Annotated in this window: 15 protein-coding genes; 7 read left to right on the top strand and 8 right to left on the bottom strand. The window is 70.6% G+C overall.

Features of this window, described 5'->3' with window-relative positions; translation table 11 throughout:
* Positions 1 to 1,560 carry an RNA polymerase sigma factor gene (locus tag AB3X52_RS09005; RefSeq protein WP_367993441.1) on the top strand — a complete coding sequence of 520 codons (1,560 nt, stop codon included), beginning with the start codon at positions 1 to 3 and terminating at the stop codon, positions 1,558 to 1,560.
* A gap of 86 nt (positions 1,561 to 1,646) precedes the next feature.
* Here AB3X52_RS09005 and AB3X52_RS09000 read toward each other — a convergent pair whose 3' ends face one another.
* The 3 genes from AB3X52_RS09000 to AB3X52_RS08990 form a co-directional block, all read right to left on the bottom strand.
* Positions 1,647 to 2,474, bottom strand: a complete 828-nt coding sequence (locus AB3X52_RS09000; protein WP_367993439.1) for an EamA family transporter — start codon at positions 2,472 to 2,474, stop codon at positions 1,647 to 1,649.
* 31 nt (positions 2,475 to 2,505) lie between these two features.
* On the bottom strand, positions 2,506 to 2,988 hold the full coding sequence (locus tag AB3X52_RS08995; RefSeq protein WP_367993437.1) for a DUF456 domain-containing protein: 483 nt from the start codon (positions 2,986 to 2,988) through the stop codon (positions 2,506 to 2,508).
* An 84-nt stretch (positions 2,989 to 3,072) separates the two neighbouring features.
* Entirely contained in the window at positions 3,073 to 3,303 is a 231-nt protein-coding gene (locus AB3X52_RS08990) for a DUF7455 domain-containing protein (RefSeq protein WP_367993435.1), read from the bottom strand.
* 344 nt (positions 3,304 to 3,647) lie between these two features.
* Between AB3X52_RS08990 and AB3X52_RS08985 the strand changes: the two genes are divergently transcribed.
* From AB3X52_RS08985 to AB3X52_RS08970, 4 genes are all read left to right on the top strand, one after another.
* Entirely contained in the window at positions 3,648 to 5,756 is a 2,109-nt protein-coding gene (locus tag AB3X52_RS08985) for a DNA gyrase/topoisomerase IV subunit B (protein WP_496559904.1), read from the top strand.
* A 12-nt stretch (positions 5,757 to 5,768) separates the two neighbouring features.
* Positions 5,769 to 6,173, top strand: a complete 405-nt coding sequence (locus tag AB3X52_RS08980; RefSeq protein ID WP_367993433.1) for a hypothetical protein — start codon at positions 5,769 to 5,771, stop codon at positions 6,171 to 6,173.
* A 204-nt stretch (positions 6,174 to 6,377) separates the two neighbouring features.
* Positions 6,378 to 6,953, top strand: coding sequence for a DUF6318 family protein (locus tag AB3X52_RS08975; RefSeq protein ID WP_367993431.1), 576 nt, complete (start codon positions 6,378 to 6,380; stop codon positions 6,951 to 6,953).
* 123 nt (positions 6,954 to 7,076) lie between these two features.
* The gene (locus tag AB3X52_RS08970) at positions 7,077 to 7,802 is read left to right on the top strand and encodes a hypothetical protein (protein WP_367993429.1); all 726 of its coding nucleotides are present in this window, start codon (positions 7,077 to 7,079) and stop codon (positions 7,800 to 7,802) included.
* Between the two features lie 123 nt (positions 7,803 to 7,925).
* Here the strand turns inward: AB3X52_RS08970 and AB3X52_RS08965 are convergent, their stop codons facing one another.
* The gene (locus tag AB3X52_RS08965; RefSeq protein ID WP_367993427.1) at positions 7,926 to 8,171 is read right to left on the bottom strand and encodes a DUF4242 domain-containing protein; all 246 of its coding nucleotides are present in this window, start codon (positions 8,169 to 8,171) and stop codon (positions 7,926 to 7,928) included.
* 125 nt (positions 8,172 to 8,296) lie between these two features.
* Between AB3X52_RS08965 and fdhD the strand changes: the two genes are divergently transcribed.
* Positions 8,297 to 9,076 (top strand): formate dehydrogenase accessory sulfurtransferase FdhD, encoded by a 780-nt coding sequence (fdhD, locus tag AB3X52_RS08960; protein ID WP_367993425.1) that lies wholly within the window; start codon positions 8,297 to 8,299, stop codon positions 9,074 to 9,076.
* Between the two features lie 163 nt (positions 9,077 to 9,239).
* Positions 9,240 to 9,698 (top strand): PaaI family thioesterase, encoded by a 459-nt coding sequence (locus tag AB3X52_RS08955; RefSeq protein WP_367993424.1) that lies wholly within the window; start codon positions 9,240 to 9,242, stop codon positions 9,696 to 9,698.
* A gap of 24 nt (positions 9,699 to 9,722) precedes the next feature.
* On the opposite strand, the gene AB3X52_RS08950 is transcribed toward AB3X52_RS08955, so the two are convergent.
* From AB3X52_RS08950 to AB3X52_RS08935, 4 genes are read right to left on the bottom strand one after another with little or no spacing between them, the layout of a single operon-like run.
* Positions 9,723 to 10,220 (bottom strand): beta-class carbonic anhydrase, encoded by a 498-nt coding sequence (locus AB3X52_RS08950; RefSeq protein ID WP_367993422.1) that lies wholly within the window; start codon positions 10,218 to 10,220, stop codon positions 9,723 to 9,725.
* Between the two features lie 9 nt (positions 10,221 to 10,229).
* Complete coding sequence (locus AB3X52_RS08945; RefSeq protein ID WP_367993420.1) at positions 10,230 to 12,002, bottom strand: MFS transporter; 1,773 nt, start codon at positions 12,000 to 12,002, stop codon at positions 10,230 to 10,232.
* Entirely contained in the window at positions 11,999 to 12,703 is a 705-nt protein-coding gene (locus AB3X52_RS08940) for an LppX_LprAFG lipoprotein (protein ID WP_367993418.1), read from the bottom strand. The genes AB3X52_RS08945 and AB3X52_RS08940 overlap by 4 nt, the downstream gene beginning before the upstream one ends.
* On the bottom strand, positions 12,703 to 15,186 hold the full coding sequence (locus AB3X52_RS08935) for a DNA gyrase/topoisomerase IV subunit A (protein WP_367993416.1): 2,484 nt from the start codon (positions 15,184 to 15,186) through the stop codon (positions 12,703 to 12,705). Before AB3X52_RS08935 ends, AB3X52_RS08940 begins: the two co-directional genes overlap by 1 nt.
* Positions 15,187 to 15,188 lie beyond the last annotated feature (2 nt).

The following is a 15,188-nucleotide window of genomic DNA, read 5'->3' as shown; positions in this document are numbered from 1 at the left end:
GTGTTCGTGTCCTCGAACGCACGCAAGATCCCCGCTGAGGTGCTCGCCCACCCTGCCGTCGCGGCCCTTGTCGAGAGCGGCAGACCGACCGGCCGGGTCACCCCCGAGCAGGTCCGTCGCGCCAGTGAGGACGCGGCCGTCGAGCCGCGCCATCTCAAGGCCCTGCTCGTCCACCTGAGCACGCTCGGGATCTCCGTCGATCTCGGTGACGCTGCGTCCGGTCGAGCCGCCGCGGCGACCTCGACGCGCAAGAAGACCGCCACCGCCAAGGCGGCGAAGGCCGCCAAGAAGGCTGCGCCGACCAAGACCACGAAGGCCGCCGCCGCGGCGGCGCCGGAGGAGTCGGCGAAGGACTCCGCGGACGCCGACGAGACCGCCGAGGCCGAGGACCTCGAGCCGGGCGACCTCGACCTGGGCGACGAGGTGGAGGTCGACGAGAGCGCCTCCGACGACGCCGAGGACGGCAGCGCGGACACCGGTGTGCGCATCGGCCCTGACGGCAAGAAGATCCTCCCGGACATCTCCGACGAGCAGTTCGAGAAGGACGTCGCCAGCGACCCGACGATCAAGGAGGACGAGAAGGAGGCCTCCTTCGTCGTCTCCGCCGCTGACGACACCGACGAGCCCGAGCAGCAGGTCATGGTCGCGGGCGCGACCGCCGACCCGGTCAAGGACTACCTCAAGCAGATCGGCAAGGTCCCGCTGCTCAACGCGGAGATGGAGGTCGAGCTCGCCAAGCGGATCGAGGCCGGTCTCTTCGCCGAGGAGAAGCTCGGCAAGGGCAGCAAGATCACGCCGAAGGTGCTCGAGGAGCTCGAGTGGATCGCCGAGGACGGCCGCCGGGCGAAGAACCACCTGCTCGAGGCGAACCTGCGTCTCGTCGTCTCCCTCGCCAAGCGCTACACCGGCCGCGGCATGCTCTTCCTCGACCTGATCCAGGAGGGCAACCTCGGTCTGATCCGTGCGGTCGAGAAGTTCGACTACACCAAGGGCTACAAGTTCTCCACCTACGCCACCTGGTGGATCCGCCAGGCGATCACCCGCGCGATGGCCGACCAGGCCCGCACCATCCGCATCCCGGTGCACATGGTCGAGGTCATCAACAAGCTGGCGCGCGTCCAGCGCCAGATGCTCCAGGACCTCGGCCGCGAGCCCACCCCGGAGGAGCTGGCCAAGGAGCTCGACATGACCCCGGAGAAGGTCATCGAGGTCCAGAAGTACGGCCGCGAGCCGATCTCGCTCCACACCCCGCTGGGCGAGGACGGCGACTCCGAGTTCGGTGACCTGATCGAGGACTCCGAGGCGATCGTCCCGGCCGACGCGGTCAGCTTCACGCTGCTGCAGGAGCAGCTCCACGCCGTGCTCGACACGCTCTCCGAGCGTGAGGCGGGCGTCGTGAGCATGCGTTTCGGCCTCACCGACGGTCAGCCGAAGACGCTCGACGAGATCGGCAAGGTCTACGGCGTCACCCGCGAGCGGATCCGCCAGATCGAGTCCAAGACGATGTCGAAGCTGCGCCACCCGTCGCGCTCCCAGGTGCTGCGCGACTACCTCGACTGACTCCCTGACACACCTGCGCTGCGCCCCGCCGAGCACGTCTCGGCGGGGCGCAGCGCGTCGGTGGGCTCAGGAGCGGTCGATCCTGGTCAACCGACGGCGACGAGGGTGACGGCGGCGGCGCAGAGGCCGAGTCCGACCGCCTGGGCGCGGTGGACACGCTCGTGCAGGACCACGGCCGCCAGCAGGATCGTCGCTGCCGGATAGAGCGCGCTGATGACCGCGGTGACGGTGAGGTAGCCCTCGTGCCGTGCGGTCAGGAAGAGCACGAGCGCACCGGCACCCAGGATCCCCGGGACCACCGTCAGCCACCCGCCGCGTCCGCGCGGGAGCCAGTGCTCGCGGGCGACGTACGCGCCGATGCCGACGGCGACCGCGGCCACCAGCAGGTTGATCGCCACGGGCCAGAGCCCGGCATCGGGCGAGACCTGGCCCAGAGCGGCGAAGGAGAGGCCGAAGCCGCAGCCGGCGAGTGCGCCGTCGGCGACCGCCGCGGAGCCGGCCCGCTCGCCCGGCTCACGGGCGACGAGCCAGATCGCCGGCAGCGCGAGCACGATGCCGAGCCACGCGAGGACGGCGGGGCGCTCCCCGCCCACGACGCCGGCGATGACCGGCACCACCGCGGTGCCGACGCCCGAGATGGGAGCCACGACCCCCATCCGGCCCGACGCCAGTCCCCGGTAGAGGAACGCGCAGCCCAGGCCGCTGCCGACTCCGGCGAGCGCCGCCCAGCCGAGGTCCGTGGTGGTCAGGGTGCCCCCTCGGACGACGGCCGCGACGAGCGTGACGGCCCCGCCCGCGAGCTGACCGCCCATCGCGACCGCCCACGGCGCCAGCCGGCCCGAGAGCATGCCGCCGACGAAGTCGGAGGTGCCGTAGCAGAGCGCCGAGAGCAGCGCCAGGAGAATCGCGATCACCTGGCGGAGCCTAGTGACGGGTGCCCGCGGGTCAGGTAGCCACCACGCCCGCGACCCACGTCACGGTGGCGAGTACGCCGGCGGCGAGCTCGATCAGGATCGACAGGCCGGCCGCACGCAGGGCGTGCTTCGTCGAGGACCAGGCCGCGTGAGCGTCGCGCAGCCGGCGCAGCTCGGCGAGGAAGACGCCGAGCACGAAGCCGAGGACGAGCCCCACGACGGGGACCACGAAGAAGCCGACGATGCCGACGACACCGCCGACGAGCTGGGTCGAGAAGGGGACGCCGGCGTCCTTGAGCCGGCGGCCCGGGACGGCGTACTTCACGATCACGCCGGTCATGAGGAGCACGGCGGCGATCGCGAAGACGACCCAGGCGAGGGCGCTTCCCTGCCAGACGGACCAGCCCAGCACCGCGGCGCCGACGAGCAGCGAGCCGCCCGGGAGCACCGGCACGAGGATGCCGGCGAGGCCGACCGCGATGACGACTGCGACGAGGACTTCGACTCCGCTCACGGCGGACACCCTAGGGTGCCCGGGAGACGGACGTGGCCCCGGACGCTCGCGTCCGGGGCCACGGAGAAGAGGTGGTCTGGGGGATCAGCTCTCGTCGTCGGGAGCGGTGGCGGGCGTGCCGGTCAGCTTGTGGGTCTCGTCGATGACGTTCACCGCGATCTCCTTGAGCTTGTCTCCGTGCTCGCGCGCGTGGTGAGCGCAGAAGAGCAGCTCACCGCCGGACTGGAGCTCCACGCGAAGGTAGGCCTGGGCTCCGCAACGGTCGCAGCGGTCCGCGGCGGTCAGCGGGCTGCTGGTGGCAACGGCAGTGGTCACATCGGCCTCATTTCTCGATCTTTCGGCTGCCCGGACAACGTACGTGGGGAATGGTTGATTCCCGAGTGAACGTGGTCCCGATCACCCTCAATCCAATCATGGACATCACTTCTGGTACCCGCGGATCCCGTGCTCTGAACCACCCGGGACCGCGCTGTCCGGAACATCAGTCTGACTCTCCCGTCACGCTCGTGGTTGCCTTTCGCCGAACCTGGGCCGGAATCTCACCGATTCAGGTCACCGAACGGGCCACGCCGTGACGCCTCTGCCTGGCAGCACCGTAAGCCCGGCGGCGAGGTGAGGCGTGGCGTGTCCGACCCGGCGGCGTGTCGCGGGTAGATTTCGTGGGAAGCAGCACCACCGCACGCCAGGAGTCCGTCATCGCCAACGACACCTACAACGCCGCCCATCTCCTCGTCCTCGAGGGCCTGGAGGCGGTTCGCAAGCGTCCCGGGATGTACATCGGGTCCACGGACACCCGCGGCCTCATGCACTGCCTGTGGGAGATCATCGACAACGGCGTCGACGAGGCGCTCGGAGGTCACGCGCAGCGCGTCGAGGTGACGCTCCACGAGGACGGCTCGGTCGAGGTGTACGACGACGGCCGCGGCATCCCCACCGACAAGGAGCCCAAGACCGGGCTCCCCGGTGTCGAGGTGGTGGCGACCAAGCTCCACGCAGGCGGCAAGTTCGGCGGATCCTCCTACATGGCGACCGGTGGCCTGCACGGCGTCGGTCTGTCGGTCGTCAACGCCCTCTCGTCGCGCATGGACATCGATGTCGACCGCTCGCCGGCCCGGCAGGGCATGTCGTTCCGCCGTGGTGTGCCGGGCGTCTTCGACGGCGACGGCCCCGAGGCGGGCTTCACCCCGCAGTCCGGGCTCTCCCGCAAGGGCGCCCGGGTCGCGAAGGGCAGGAGCGGCACCCGGATCCGGTTCTGGCCCGACAAGCAGATCTTCACCAAGGACGCCGACTTCGTCCTGGACGGCCTGCTCGGCCGCGCCCGCCAGACCTCGTTCATCGTCCCCGGCCTGGAGCTGGTGATCCGCGACCTGCGCGGAGCGGGTGACGATGGCGGGCCCGTCGAGGAGAAGTTCCGTCACGACGGCGGCATCGCCGAGTTCGTCGACTTCCTCGCCGCCGACGAGCCGGTGACCGGCGTGCTGCGGCTGCAGGGCGCCGACGCCTTCACCGAGACCGTGCCGATGCTCGACGACGCGGGCCACATGACGCCCCAGGACGTCGAGCGTGAGCTCTTGGTCGACGTCGCGGTGCGCTGGGGGACCGGCTACGACACCGAGATGCGCTCGTTCGTCAACGTGATCGCGACCCCCAAGGGCGGCACCCACGTCAGCGGCTTCGAGCAGGCGGTCGCCAAGACGTTCAACGAGGCGATGCGCACGGCGAAGGTCCTCAAGGTCAACGACGCCGACGTCATCAAGGACGACGTCATGGAGGGCATGACGGCGGTCGTGACGGTGCGGCTCGCCGAGCCGCAGTTCGAAGGGCAGACGAAGGAGATCCTCGGGACTCCGGCCGCGCGGACCGTCGTACGCAAGGTGGTGGCGGCGGAGCTGAAGAAGTTCCTCACCGCCTCCAAGGGACAGCAGAAGCAGCAGGCCAAGCTCGTCATGGAGAAGGTGTACGCCGCCTCCAAGACGCGCCTCACGCTGCGCCAGCAGAAGGAGAACCAGCGTCGCAAGAGCGCGCTCGAGTCCTCGGCGCTGCCCTCCAAGCTCGCCGACTGCCGCGCCACCGACGACCGCGCCGAGCTCTTCATCGTCGAGGGCGACTCCGCGCTCGGCACCGCGAAGCTGGCCCGCGACTCGGAGTACCAGGCGCTCCTGCCGATCCGCGGCAAGATCCTCAACGTCCAGAAGGCGTCGGTCGGCGACATGCTGAAGAACGCCGAGTGCGCCTCGATCATCCAGGTGGTCGGCACCGGCACGGGCCGCACCTTCGACCTCGACGCGGCGCGCTACAGCAAGATCATCTTCATGGCGGACGCCGACAGCGACGGCGCCCACATCCGGACCCTGCTCGCGACGCTCTTCTTCAAGTACATGCCCGGACTGATCAGTGCCGGCCGGGTCTACTCCGCGGTGCCGCCGCTGCATCGCATCGAGCTCTCCAACCCGAAGAAGGGCATGGACAAGTACGTCTACACCTACTCCGACGACGAGCTGCAGCGGAAACTGGCCGAGCTGAAGAAGAAGGGCGTCAACTGGAAGGACCCGGTCCAGCGCTACAAGGGCCTGGGTGAGATGGACGCCGACCAGCTGGCCGAGACGACCATGGACCCGCGACGCCGCACTCTCCGTCGGCTCACGGTGGACGACGCCGACACGGCCGCGCAGGTCTTCGAGCTGCTCATGGGCACCGACGTCGCGCCGCGCAAGGAGTTCATCGTCGCCGGCAGCTCGCAGCTCTCCGAGGAGGACCTGGACTTCTAGTCCGGGGACCACATGGACCAGAAAGCGGCGCGCACCGCGGTCGCCAAGGCGTTCCGCGCCCACAAGATCGCCCTGCGCAAGGGCCATTGGCGCCTCGCCGGCACCGAGGTGCAGTGGTACGTCGACCTGCGCTCCGCGGGGCCGCGCCCCGACGCGGCGCTGCACTTCGAGGTCGGCGGCTGGCTGCCTGCCCTCGACCAGCCCGAGCCGGAGGGCGGCGCGGTCGACTGCCCACTGCTCGTCGACGTGCCCCTCGACACGGCCGGCGGCGCCGGCGACGTCGCCGCGGCCGTGGATGCGCTCGTGGCGCTGCTCTCGGGTGTCGGGACGCTCGCCGAGCTGCGCGCCGCCCTCGAGGGGCCCGCGTTCACGGACGCCATCGTCGACCGCGACCTGCGGACGCTGCTCGGTCGGTGACGTGTGCGGCAAGAGCCGCCGCGGGGCCGTCTTCGCGTCAAGGGTGAGCGGCGGCCCTGCTCACGATCTTGCCGACGTCCGAAGCGAAGTGCTCACGCGCGTCATCCACAGCGCGCCGGCTCAACGGTGGCGACGTCGTCCACGCGCGCGCATACTGCTGGCACGCCGCTCGGGCGGCGGGTCGGTTCTCGGGAAGGACGTGGGATGAGGCGTACGTCGACGGCGGCTGTCGTGGTGGGCGTGCTGGTGGTCGGTGGGTTGTCGGGGTGTGGGGGAGACCCGAAGCCGCGGTTCTCGCACTCGGCGGATCCGTCGCCGTCGGTGGTCAGCTCGAGCGCTGCGCCGGCAGACGATCTCGCTCCGCCGGAGATGCCTGAGGCCGCGAAGCGGCACACGGTCGCGGGGGCGAAGGCGTTCGCGAGATACGTCGTCGAGACGACGAACTATGCAACGCTCATGCTCGACCCTGCGCCTCTTCGGCAGATCTCGAGCCAGCACTGCGATGGTTGCCAGTCAGCGATTGAAATCATCGCCAATGATCGGAAGAAGAACGCCACGGTGACGGGCGGTGACTGGACGGTCACATCGATAAGAGTCGTTCCGCTCCAAGCTGGGAAGTTTCGGCCGATGCAGGTGACGATCTTCGGCCACACGACGAGGGAGGTCATCACCTACCCGAGCGGGCGACAAGCAACGTATGAGGCCGCCGACGTCCGCGACCGCCTCCTGATGAGCGACGGATCAGGGGGATGGAGCCTCATGTCGTGGGAGGTGCTCTGAGTGCGCGGGAGGGTCGCTGCACTGATCGCCATGGTTGCCTTGCTCGCCGTCATCCCTGCGCGAGGTTGGGCGACGGACCCGCCATCCAGTGCGACCGCGAAGGGAGACCGGCTCCATGTCGATATGACCAAGCGTCAGAACGACGCGAAGAAGCTGGCGAGCGCGACGGGATCGGAGGAGTCGCCTGGCGGCGAAGCGAGGGACGTGGCGCACCAAGCGCTCAAGAAGCACACCACCGTGCTGTGCGGCATGAGCATGACGGCGAAGTGTCTGCACCCGATGAAGTGTGACGACGGGAGCTTGATGACGTGGATCTGGTACGAGTACCCCGACGGCAGGACCACGGATCCGCATGAAGGTTGCGCATCCGAAACTGAAACCGACGACGGCCCGGTGAGCCTGACCGTCGAGCGCGTCATCCACGCTTTCCGAGAGCTTCCGTTGCCGGCCGCGCCGTTGGTGATTCAGCCGCCGAAGGGGCGGACGCTGGTGAACTTTGACACGGTGTTCTACACGACGCAGGGGTCGTTTCGGCGGTCGGTGAGGTTGTTGGGTCATCGGGTGGAGTTCCGGATCCGGCCGAACGAATTTTCGTTCGTCTTCGGGGATGGTCACTGGTTGACCACGCGGGATCCGGGGAGGCCGTTCACGACGAAGGCGGCGCTGGCGCGCGACATCACGCACCGCTATCTGACCAAGGGGATGTTCCATCCGAGTCTGGAGACGACCTATGGGGCGGACTTCCGGGTCGATGGCGGCAGGTGGCGTGCGGTGGCGGGGACGGTGACGATCCAGGGGCCGGAGCTGGATCTGGAGGCGGTGACCGCGACTCCGGTGCTGGTCGACTGAACGCTCCTCCTCGCCTGCCGGCCGCCTCTCCCGCAACGTCCGGGACCCCACGCCGCACCAGGCGTGTGACGCCGGCGGCTGTCGCGGTGCGGGCGCTGCTCCTCGGCGGCTGAGCGCGGGCGCTCAGCCCTGTCTGACCTGGTGGATCTCGTCGGCGACGAGTCCGTGAGACTGCTTGTGAACCGTGTTGGCGGCCTCCGGGTCGAGCGCGTCGACGAGGCAGAAGATCAGGCCCTCGCTCTCGTCGACCCAGTAGTTCAGGTAGTTCACGCCGTACTGGTCCTGGATGGCGACGTCCTTGGCGTGGGCTTCGGCGACGTCGTCGGCCTTGACCGGGCCGACGCGGTGGACGTCCATGTAGAGCGGCATGGTGGTCTCCTTCAGGCGGATGGTGGGGTGGCGTCGGGCCGAACCTACGGAGCACGGCACGGCGACGGGATCCGTAGCCGCTGCGGAAGTCGGCGGACTCACCTACCGAGATCTAGGCTGGGACCATGGCCGTGATGACAACCCGACGCGCGATCGTGCGACGTGGGGTGAGCGCGCCCGACGACCTCGCGGTCGAGGCGCCCCTGGTGCTCGGGCTCGACGGGGAGGCGGTCGCGACGCTGATGCGCACGCCCGGTCACGACCTCGAGCTCGCCGCCGGCTGGTTGACGGTCGAGTCCGGCGTACGCCGCCCGGACGACATCGTGCAGTTGCGCACCTGTCGCGAGGAGGACACCGACCGGGTCCACATGACCCTCGCCGCCGGCGTCACGCCGCCACGACCGCGTGCGTTCATCACGTCGGCCGCCTGCGGCGTCTGCTCCGCCGACGTGCTCGACCTCGCACCGCTGCGACGCGCCACACCCCACACGCCGGGCTGGGCGGTCGACCGCGACGTGCTCGCCGGGCTGCCCGACGCGCTCCGCGCGCGGCAGCGTGCCTTCGACAAGACCGGCGGAGTCCACGCCGCGGCGCTCGCGACCGCAGACGGGGAGCTGCGGTGCGCCTTCGAGGATGTCGGCCGTCACAACGCCGTCGACAAGGTCGTCGGGCGCGCGCTGCTCGACGGCCTGCTGCCGGCCACCGACCACCTGCTGGTGGTGAGCGGTCGGGTGTCGTTCGAGATCGTGCAGAAGGCCGTCGCCGCCGGCGTGGCCGGAATCGTCGCGGTCTCCGCGCCGTCCTCGCTCGCGGTCGACCTCGCCCGCGAGCACGACCTCCTCCTCGCCGGGATGGTCCGCCACGGCGACCTCAACGTCTACGCAGGGGCCGAGCTGGTCTCCTGAGACCCCGAGATGTCGGTTCCAACGGGTCGAGTCAGCGGTCGTGGCCCTCGGGACGCGTCCACAAGACACATCTCGACCGGTCACAAGACACATTTCGACCGGTCCAACGCGCATCTCGGCCGGTCGCAACGCGCGTCTCGCGCGGTTCGGGCAGGCTGGGGCCATGACGACCGACGCGCTCCAGGACCAGTGGTGGCCGACGATGACGTGCTTCGGCTGCGGCCCGGCCAACAAGGCGGGTCTGCAGCTGAAGAGCTTCGCCCAGCCGGACGGCACGGTGACCGCGACCTTCATGCCGTGGCCCGAGCACGACAACGGTGGCGGATACCTCAACGGTGGGGTGATCGCGACGCTGCTCGACTGCCACAGCGCCGCGGCCGTCCACCACACGGCGTTCGCCGCCGGCTGGCTGCCCGCGCCCGGCCAGGACCTGGCCTACGTCACCGCCGGCATCGACGTGCGCTACCGACGGCCGGCGCCGCTGACCGAGGCCGTGACGCTGGTTGCCGAGACGCTCGAGGCCGACGAGGCGCAGATCACCGCCGCCGTACGCCTGGAGTGGGAGGGGAAGGTGCGCGCCGAGGCCGAGGCGCTGTGGAAGCGCTGGCGACCGCGCGCGTGACCCGTCCCGGCCGAGTCCGCCTGCTCAGACCTTCTGGCTGAGCAGACCCGAGTCGACGTCGTAGAGGAAGCCGCCGACGAGGGTGGTGTCGGGGATCAGCGGGTGCGACCGCACCTTCTGGACGTCCTCGGCGAGGGCACGGACCTGGTCGTCGATGACGTGGAGCGGCAGCCAGCTGGCGTCCTGGCCGGCGGACTCGGCGATGCGGCTCTTCAGCTCGGCCTCGCTGTTGCTCGCGACGGCACAGCGGGTGTGGGGGACGACGAGGATGCGGTTGACGTTGAGCAGGTGGACGCCGAGCACCAGCGCCTCCATCGCGGCCACGGTCACGCGGCCGCCGGGGTTGCGGAAGATCTTGGCGTCGCCCGCCTTGAGCCCAAGCATGTTGAGCGGGTCGATCCGGCTGTCCATGCAGGTCACGATCGCGACGCCGGCGTGGGCGATGCCGTCGAAGCCGCTCAGGGCGAAGTTCGCGGCGTAGTCGCGGTTGGCAGCAAGGAGATCCTCGAAGTCGTCGGCCATGGTCTGAGGTTATCCGACGGCCGAGAGCGCCTCGCGGGTATCCACCTCACGGGTGGGCGCACCCCGGAAGAGGACCACGGCGAGGACGGCGCCGGCGAGAGCCGCGACCGCGGCGCCGGCGAAGACGGTGTGCTCCTGGGCGATGCCGGCGCGCTGGAGGAGGTCGGAGTATTCCCGGCAGAGACCCGCGCCTGGTGAGCACACCTCGCGCAGCGGGGGCAGGTCGGCCTGCTCGGCGTAGTAGCGGCGCAACCCGAGTGTCGTCAGTCCCGAGATCCCGACGAGCATCCCGACCATCCGGGCGACCACGACGAGGGAGCTCGCCACGCCGTGGACGGCGCTGTCGGTCGTGGCCAGGACGGCGGCGTTGACCGGGGCGAGGGCGAGACCGAAGCCGAGACCGCCGACGACGAGGGGCAGCGTCGCTGCGGCCTGGGCCAGGCTGTCGACGTCCCAGCGGGTCATCCAGACGAAGCCGAGCGCGGCGAGCAGCAGGCCGGCGCCGGCGACCGCCCCGGCGGGCACCCGCCGGGTGAGGTAGCCGCCGGCGACCGCCCCCACCGGCAGGGCCACCAGGAAGCGGAGCAGGACGAGCGCGGCCTTGAGCTGGCTGTCGCCGTAGATCGTCGTCCGCGCGAAGAGCGGGATGTCGATGAGGGCCGCGACCAGGGCGGCGCCGACGAGGAAGCTGACGAGGACCGAGCCCCACGCCGGCGTACGACGCAGGGTGCCGACCGGGACGAGCGGGTCGCGGGCGTGCCGGAGGTGGACGCCGAGCGCGACCGCGGCGAGGGCGGCGGCCAGGAGATACCAGACCCCCTGGGCGGAGATGACCTGGACCGACGGGTCGGCGGTCGCGAAGGCCAGGATGATGCCGCCGAGGACGACCGCGAGCAGGAAGGCGCCGAGCAGGTCGACGTCACGCGCGCTCCGGAGCCAGCCGCGCAGGTCGAGCAGCGGCCGGCGGGCCGTTGCGCAGCGCTCGAGGAACACCGCGGCGGCGACGATCGCGACCAGTCCCAGCGGGGTCGTCCAGCGTCCCGATCCGAGCTGGGGGATGAAGAGCCGGCCCCAGGTGACGTCGCGCATCATGCCCGTCGGCTCGATGACGACGAGCGCCGCGGCGACGAGCATGACGATCAGGAGCGCCACACCGATCGGATCGACTCTCGCGACCATGGGGGCCGACTCGGCGGGTCCTTCCGGCCGAGCATGCGCACCGAGTCGGCGGATGGCGAGGGCGAGGACCACGCCGACGACGAGGTTGACCACGAAGATGCCGCGCCAGTCGGCGAGCGCGAGCACGACGGCACCGCCGAGGGGACCGAGCACCGAGCCGAGCTCCTGGACGGCGGACACGAGCCCGAGCGGCACCCCGCGGCGCTCGACGGGATAGAGGTCGGCGACCAGCGCCATCGTGGCCGGGACGAGGGCACCGCCACCGAGTCCCTGGAAGAAGCGGCCGACGACCATCGAGGCCAGGTCGTACGCCGCCGCCGTGACGAGCGAGCCAGCAGCGAAGACCACGAGCCCCGCGACGAGCACGGGCAGCCGACCGCGCACGTCGGCGATGCGGCCGATGAGGGGCAGCATCGCGACGTACCCCAGCAGGAAGCCGGAGACCACCGGGGCCGCGCGTTGGAGCTGCTCCACGGAGAGCCCGACCCCGGCCATCATGTCGGGGAGGGCGAGGACGACGACGTAGGTGTCGGCCGCGGCGAACGCGACCGCCACGGAGGCGAGGGCGAGCAGCGTCCGCGCGCGCCGCGAGGGCCGCGTCACGGGGCCGTGATCTCCGGGTGGGTGCCGTAGTCGTCGAGGTCGACGGTGTAGGTGTTGGCGGCGACGCCGGTCCCGTTGAAGTGGCCGGTGAGGACGGCCTCGGTGAGCACGCCGTCGCCGTCGATGGTGTAGGTCGCGGAGAAGTCGCCGGTCGCGCCGGAGATGATGCCGGCGACGGCGGACCCGGGAACGGTGCCGGAGTATTCGGTCAGGACCTGCTTGTTGTCCTTCCCGCCGCGGACGCTGTCACCCTTCGTCACCTTCTCGGTGGCGGGCAGAAGCGAGGAGATGCCGGTCTTCTCGTCGAGGAGCGTCGCGGGGTCGGGGACCCCGAAGTCGGCCGGATCGACGGCCTGGAAGCTGCCGACGAACGGCAGCTTGACGTAGACCTTGCCGCCGACCGCCACGACGTCGACGCTCGCCTTCAGCCCCTTGATCGGCGCCGTGATGGTGCCCTTGAACGCGGGCGCCCTGGTCAGCACCCCGTCGGCCTTCTCCAGCCCGTCGACGCCGTCGGGCAGGTCCTTCGTGGCGAGCACGACGTGGACGCCGGCGGTGTCGTCGAGGTGCTTCTTGGCCTCCGCGAGCGCATCGTGCGGGGTCAGGCCGCCGCCGGAGCCGCCACAGCCGGTGGCGACCAGCGTGACGGCGGCGAGGACGCCGACGAGGACGCCGTGCCGCCTGGACCCCGGCCTGGACATCACGACTCCGTGCCCGGGGCGACGTCCAATCCGAGGCGTACGGCGACGGGGCCGGCGACCGCGTCGATCGGCTGCCCCGCGGGGATCCCCGAGCCGTCCCGCCGGCCCTCGGCCGCCGGGAGCTCGACGGGCACGCCGCTGTTGGCGGCGGCGCGCGCGGGCCCGGCCCCGGCGTAGCCGAAGACCAAGGTGTCCTCGCCCTTGAGGTAGCGGTGGCAGCGCACGCCACCGGTGGCACGGCCCTTGGCGGGGTATTCACCGAACGGCGTCACCTTCACCGAGCCGGCTTCGGTGCCGGGCAGGGCGCTCGACGAGCCGGACACGGTGACGACCACCGCACCGTCCTGGGGGTCGACGACGCCGAAGAAGACGACGCGCGACCCGTGCGCCACCCGGATGCCGGCGACGCCGCCCCCGGTGCGGCCCTGCGGCCGGACGCCGTCGGCGCCGAAGTGGAGGAGTTGCGCGTCGGAGGTGATGAAGCAGAGCTCCTCCCGGCCGGTCTGCAGCTGGACCGCGCCGACGACCTCGTCGCCGTCGGCCAGGCGGATGACCTCCCACTCGTCCTTGCTGAGCACCTCCGGGTTGACCCGCTTGACCGTGCCGAGGCGGGTGCCGAGCGCGAGCCCCGGCCCCTCGGTGGTGAGCGTGCACAGCGCGAGCGCGCGCTCACCGGCGTCGAGGGAGAGCAGCGCCGAGAGCGGGACGCCGCCCTGCAGGTTGGGGTCCCCGGCGGTCGCGGGGATCGCCGGCAGGTCGAGCACGCCCAGCCGCACGAGGCGACCGGTGGAGGTCAGGACGCCCACCTCGCCGCGGGCGGTGGTGGCCACCGCCGAGACGATGACGTCGTGGTTGGCGCGGCCGCCGCCGGTGTGGAGGGGGTCGGCGTTCGCCGTACGCGCGAGCAGGCCGGTCGAGGAGAGGAACGCGAAGCAGGGCTCGTCGGCCACCTCGACCGACATCTTCTGGGCCTCGATGGCCGCGGAGCCGGCGGACTGCAGCAGCACGGTCCGGCGGGGTGTGCCGAACGTCTTGGCGACCTCGGCGAGCTCGTCGGAGACGACCTTCTTGAGGAGCTGCTCGTCGGAGAGGATCGCGTCGAGCTCCTCGATGGTGCGCTGGAGCTCGCTCTGCTCCTTCTCGAGCTCGATCCGGGAGAACTTGGTGAGACGCCGCAGCGCCATGTCGAGGATGTACTCCGCTTGCGCCTCGGAGAGCTCGAAGACCCCGATCAGGCGCTCCTTGGCCTGCCCGGCGTTGTCGGAGGACCGGATGACCTGGATGACCTCGTCGATGTCGAGGATCGCGATCAGCAGGCCCTCCACCAGGTGGAGGCGGTCGGCGGCCTTGCCGCGGCGGTACTGGCTCCGGCGGCGTACGACGTCGTACCGGTGCCCCAGGAAGACCTCGAGCAGCGGCTTGAGGCCGAGCGTGCGCGGCTGGCCGTCGACGAGGGCCACGTTGTTGATGCCGAAGGAGTCCTCGAGCGGGGTCTGGCGATAGAGCTGCTCGAGCAGGGCCTCGGGCACGAAGCCGTTCTTGAGCTCGATGACCAGGCGGGTGCCCTTCTCCCGGTCGGTGAGGTCCTTCACGTCGCTGATGCCCTGGAGCTTCTTGGACTGGACGAGCTGCTTGATCCGCTCGATGACCTTCTCGGTGCCGACGTTGTAGGGCAGCTCGGTCACGACGATGCCCTTGCGGCGGCCGACCGGCTCGATCCGGGCCGTGGCGCGCATCTTGAAGCTGCCTCGGCCCGACTCGTAGGCGTCCCGGATCCCGTCGAGGCCGACGATCGTCCCGCCGGTGGGCAGATCGGGGCCCGGGACATAGCGCATCAGGTCGTCGAGCGTGGCGTCCGGATGGGTGATGAGGTGACGGCAGGCCGCGACCACCTCGACGAGGTTGTGCGGCGCCATGTTGGTCGCCATCCCGACCGCGATCCCGGACGCGCCGTTGACGAGCAGGTTGGGGATCGCCGCGGGGAGGACGGCCGGCTCGAGCTCGCGGCTGTCGTAGTTGGGGCGGAACTCGACGGTGTCCTCGTCGATGCTCGCCGTCATCGCCACCGCCGGCGCCGCCATCCGACACTCGGTGTATCGCATGGCTGCCGGACTATCGTCAGGAGAACCATAATTCCCGTGCCCGTCGACCATCGGCAGCCGCATCGCGAAGGACTGCGCCATGCGCACGAGTGCGTCGTAGATCGCGCCGTCGCCGTGCGGGTGGAGCCGGCCCATGACCTCGCCGACGACACGGGCCGACTTCACGTGACCGCGGTCGGGGAAGAGCCGCATGTCGTTCATCGTGTAGAGGATCCGGCGCTGCACCGGCTTCAGCCCGTCACGGGCGTCCGGGAGCGCGCGGGAGTAGATGACGGAGTAGGCATACTCCAAGAACGAGGAGCGCATCTCGTCGCCCACGTCGATGTCGAGGATGTGCTCCTCGAAGTCCTCGGGCTCCTGCTGGGTCTTGCCACGTGCCATGC

Source organism: Nocardioides eburneus, assembly GCF_040838215.1.
Classification (GTDB): Bacteria; Actinomycetota; Actinomycetes; order Propionibacteriales; family Nocardioidaceae; genus Nocardioides; species Nocardioides eburneus.
Note: the sequence above shows the minus strand (reverse complement) of the source record. Positions and strands in the feature narration are given on the sequence as shown.